This window comes from Streptomyces bambusae (assembly GCF_019400985.1).
Classification (GTDB): Bacteria; Actinomycetota; Actinomycetes; order Streptomycetales; family Streptomycetaceae; genus Streptomyces; species Streptomyces bambusae_A.
On the sequence record NZ_WTFF01000470.1, the window covers coordinates 1 to 4,284 of the forward strand.

The 4,284-nt window shown below is 72.7% G+C and carries 4 protein-coding genes and 1 pseudogene; 3 read left to right on the forward strand and 2 right to left on the reverse strand.

What is annotated here, in order from left to right:
- The first annotated feature begins 277 nt into the window (after positions 1-277).
- The 3 genes from GPJ59_RS34140 (at position 278) to GPJ59_RS34150 (ending at position 3,058) form a co-directional block, all read left to right on the forward strand.
- Entirely contained in the window at positions 278-1,342 is a 1,065-nt protein-coding gene (locus GPJ59_RS34140) for an LLM class flavin-dependent oxidoreductase (protein ID WP_219671858.1), read from the forward strand.
- 230 nt (positions 1,343-1,572) lie between these two features.
- Positions 1,573-1,923: a hypothetical protein gene (locus GPJ59_RS34145; protein ID WP_219671860.1), complete on the forward strand. Its 351-nt coding sequence runs from the start codon at positions 1,573-1,575 to the stop codon at positions 1,921-1,923.
- 64 nt (positions 1,924-1,987) lie between these two features.
- Positions 1,988-3,058 carry a LysR family transcriptional regulator gene (locus GPJ59_RS34150; RefSeq protein WP_308120641.1) on the forward strand — a complete coding sequence of 357 codons (1,071 nt, stop codon included), beginning with the start codon at positions 1,988-1,990 and terminating at the stop codon, positions 3,056-3,058.
- Here GPJ59_RS34150 and GPJ59_RS34155 read toward each other — a convergent pair.
- Together GPJ59_RS34155 and GPJ59_RS34160 are read right to left on the reverse strand one after the other, a co-directional pair.
- Positions 2,992-3,420, reverse strand: a pseudogene (locus GPJ59_RS34155) (peptidylprolyl isomerase); the annotation flags it as partial. The gene GPJ59_RS34150 and the pseudogene GPJ59_RS34155 sit on opposite strands and share 67 nt — an antisense overlap.
- Positions 3,421-3,678: 258 nt before the next feature.
- Complete coding sequence (locus GPJ59_RS34160; RefSeq protein WP_219671863.1) at positions 3,679-3,882, reverse strand: hypothetical protein; 204 nt, start codon at positions 3,880-3,882, stop codon at positions 3,679-3,681.
- Positions 3,883-4,284: the final 402 nt, after the last annotated feature.

Below are 4,284 nucleotides of genomic sequence, written 5' to 3' on the forward strand. Positions count from 1 at the left end.
CCGCACCAGCGGCAGACGGAAACGAGAGACCGTACTCAAGCCGAAGCCCTCACGCTCTGGTGATGAGACGGACCTTCCGGGCGGAAATGCCCGGAATGCTGAGAGCTGCTGAGGCTCTGAGCAACGGATACGGCCGCTCCCCGCCGCCCCGCGCGCCGGGCCCCGGGCCCCGCGCCGCCAACGCGCCCCCCGCCGCCGCCCCGTTCGCGTCCCCCCGCCGCCGCGCCGCCCGTGGCAGCATCGGTGGGTGCGCCACCGCCAGGCGAGAGGGGTCAGTATGCGGACCGGCATCGTCATGACTGCACGCCCGGGTCTGGAGCACCTGGCCGCCCGCGCGGAGGAACTCGGCTTCAGTAGTTTCTGGGTGTACGACACGCCGATGGTCCACGGCGACCCGTTCGTCAGCCTCGCGCTCTGCGCCAAGTCCACCAGCCGGATCAGACTCGGCATCGGGGTCACCTCACCGGCGCTGCGCTCCGCGCCCGCCGCGGCGGCGGCGCTCAGCAGTCTCAACGCCCTCGCTCCCGGCCGCATCGTCTGCGGGGTCGGCACCGGCAACACCGCACGCCGCACGCTGGGCATGCGGCCTACGAAGACGGCGGAGCTGGAGTCGTTCACGGCCGCCCTGCAGGACCTCACCGCCGGCCGCGAGACCGACTACCGCGAGGGAACCCTGACCAGCAGGGTGCGCTTCCTGCACGCCGGCGGCTACGTCAACACCGAGGACCCGGTGGAGTTCGTCGTGGCTGCTTTCGGCCCGAAGGTCGCCGCCGTCGCCGGCCGCCTGGGTACAGGAATGATCTCCTTCGCGCTGCACGCCCCCGCGGCCTGGTCCGCGCTCTGCCAGGCCCGCCGGGCAGCGGCGCAGGCCGCGGGCCACAGCGAGAAGACGGAGAAGACGGAGAAGACGGATGCGTACCTCATCTCCTCCCTGTACGTCCTCGCCGACGGCGAGGACCGGTACGGCGATGCCGTCAAGGACGCGATGGGGCACATCGCGGTGAGCGCACTGATCCTCGCGGTGGAGGACCCGGCCTTCCGCGCGGCCCTGCCCCGGGAGGAGTCCGCGGCCGTCGACCGCCTGCTCCATCTGCGCGGTACCACCGCCACCGACCCCGACCGCCACCACACGCTCTACCGCAACTATCTCGGCCGGCTGTCCGCCGAGGACCGCGATCTCGTCGTGCCGTCACTGGTGGACAGGTTCGGTCTGATCGGTACCAGGGACGAGATCGGACGGCAGATCGACGCACTGGAGAAGTCGGGGGTCGACGAGCTCGTGATCCAGCCCGTGGCGGACCCCGAGGCGGAAATGGCCGAGCTCGCGCGGCTCCTGCCCTGATGCCGCACCGCCATGGCCATGGCCACGGTCATGGCGGCCCCGCACCAGGTGATGCGGCCGCCGAGGTGATGCGGCCGCCTGGGTGAGGCGGATGGGCCGTTCGGGGGATGCGGAATCGGTTCGGCGCGGGGTGGGTCGTGACCTGGGTTCCGGTCCGGCGGAAGGGTGGTGACTGCACGCTTTTCGCTCGTTGTTGCCTTGTGACGCTCCTTGAGAAGGGGACCTCCGCCATGCGTCTGCGCCGCGCCACCCTCGCCGCCTTCGGTGCGCTGACCCTCGTCCTGACCCTCCCTACGTCGGCCTCGGCCGCCTTCGGGGAGTTCCAGTACACCTACACCGGCCTGGACGGCAGCCCGCAGGTCGCAGTGATCGAGGACCCCGCGGGCGAGGAGTGCATCACCCTGCCCGAGGTCGCCGACCCCGGCGCCAGCTCCCCCGCCCACTCGCCGCGGAATCGGACGAGCGCGACGGCGACCGTGTTCACCGAGCCCGGCTGCGAGGGGGACTGGTTCACCCTGCGGCCGGTCACCGGCCGCGGCAGCGAGCGGCTGGGGCTCCGCTCGGTGGTCTTCAGCAGCTGACCGCCGGGCCCTTTCCGTGTTCCCGCCGTAGCGCCCGGGCCGTGGTCTGGACCAAGCTCCTTGTATGGATCTGGAACTGAGGCACCTCAAGGCCGTCAAGGCCATCGCCGACGCCGGAAGCCTGACCCGGGCCGCCACCGCCCTCGGGCTGGCCCAGCCGGCGCTCAGTGCGCAGTTGAAGCGGATCGAACGGGTGCTGGGCGGGGCGCTGTTCCTGCGCGGCCGCGACGGGGTACGGGCCACCGCCCTCGGGGAGCTCGTGCTGGACCGGGCGCGGGTGGTGCTGCCCGCGCTGTACGAGCTCCAGGAGGAGGCCGTCCGGTTCGCCCGGCAGGGCCGTGACGGCTACCGCCTCGGCGGGACCCACGGGCCCCTGCTGGGCGGGGTGGTCGACCGGCTCGCGCGGGCCGAGCCGGGCGCGGGCGTGACGACGTACACCTCGTGGTCGGAGACGGAGATCGCCCGCCAGGTGGCCGACGGCCGGCTGGACTTCGCGCTGCTCGGGGTGTGCGGGGAGAGCGCGCCGCCCGAGCCGGGGCGGTTGGCGTGGCTGGAGGTGGCGCGGGACCCGGTGTACGTGATGCTCGCCGAGGACCACCCGCTGGCGCCGCGCGCCGAGATCGAGCTGGCCGGGCTGGCGGCGGAGGCCTGGACCGACGTGCCGGGCGACGGCTGCTTCGGGGACTGCTTCGCCGCGGCCTGTGTCCGGGCCGGGTTCACGCCCGCCTGCGTCTACGAGACCGACACGGCGTCCTGCGTGCACCTGGTGCAGGTGGGGCGGGCGGTGGGGCTGTGCCGGGCGACCTTCCCGGCGACGCCGGGGCTGGTGACCCGGCCGCTGGCCGGCACCCCGCTGGTCTGGCGGCACCTGCTGGGCTGGCACCCCGCGGGGCGTGCGGCGGCCCGGGCAGCGGCCGTCCTCGACCATGCCCGGGCCGCCCACGCGGAGGCGCTGTCCCGCTCAGCGGGACGGCGTCCGGTGCGGCGCGACGGGGAGCCTCAGAGCTCCTCGGCCTTCTCGATGACGACCGGCTCGACCGGGACGTCGCCGTGTCCGCCGACCCGGCCCGTCTTGACCGCGGCGATGGAGTCCACGACGTCCTGGCCCTCGGTGACGGCGCCGAAGACGGCGTAGCCGAAGCCCTGCATGGTCTCGGAGGTGAAGTTCAGGAACTCGTTGTCCGCCGTGTTGATGAAGAACTGCGAGGTCGCCGAGTGCGGGGCGTTCGTCCGCGCCATCGCGACCGTGTACTTGTTGTTCTTCAGGCCGTTGGAGGCCTCGTTCTGGATCGGCGCCTGGGTCGGCTTCTGGTTCATGTCGGCGGTGAAGCCGCCGCCCTGGTTCATGAAGCCGGGGATCACCCGGTGGAAGATCGTCCCGTCGTAGTGGCCGCTCCGGACGTACGACAGGAAGTTGGCGACGGTGATCGGCGCCTTCTCCTCGTCGAGGTCGATCACGATCGCGCCGAAGTTGGTGGTCAGCTTGACCTGGGGCATTGCTCTTTCCGGTCCCTTCGTGGACTTCAGACTATGGCCCCTAGCTAAGCAGACGTGACACAACGTGCCACATGGAGTACCGCCGGGCACCGTACGGGCACCGCCCGTGCAGCGACGGTGCCCGGACGTGACACCGCGGCATGGCGCCACGGCGTAGCTCCACGGCGTAGCTCCACGACGTAGCGCCACGGCGTGTGGCCGCGCGCCCCGGTCCGGGGTGCGCGGCCGCGTGCGGACGACGGTACGACGGTCCCCGCGCTACGGCAGGTAGCGCTCGATGACCGTCGGACCCTCCTTCTCGATCAGCTTCCGGGCCTTCTCGACCCGCTCCGGAGTCGGGTCGGCGCCCGTCGCCATGACGAGGTCCTCGGGGTCGTAGGCCCGCTCACCGCCCGACCAGAGGATCGAAGACTTCGTCGGGCGGTCCTCGGACTGGGGCTGCTGGTCACCTTCACTTGCCATCTCTCGTACCTCCCTCAGGTGCCCCCCAGGCCCCCATCCTCCGACGGGGCGCGCATGAACGCATGTCGGCCGTACGGGGGAGCGCACCGGCCCCCGGCCATAACGCGAAGGGAGGGGCCGACTGGCAGCTCCCGCACCCCGGTTCGGATTCCTACGGTGTCGGCAGATCCCCCGCCTTCCCCCGCCTTCCCTCGCCTTCCCCAGCTTCCCCCGCCCTCCCCCCTACCTCCCCCACGTCCGGACCGAGGAGTCCCCATGATCGAGCGACACGCCCGCGCGGCGTGTACCGCCCTGGCCGCCGCAGCCCTGCTGCTGGCCGGCACCGTCGGCGCGAGCGCCGCGCCCCGGGACGACACCGCTGCGGACCGGGCCCCCGCCCGGTCCGCGGCCGCCGCCCTGCGC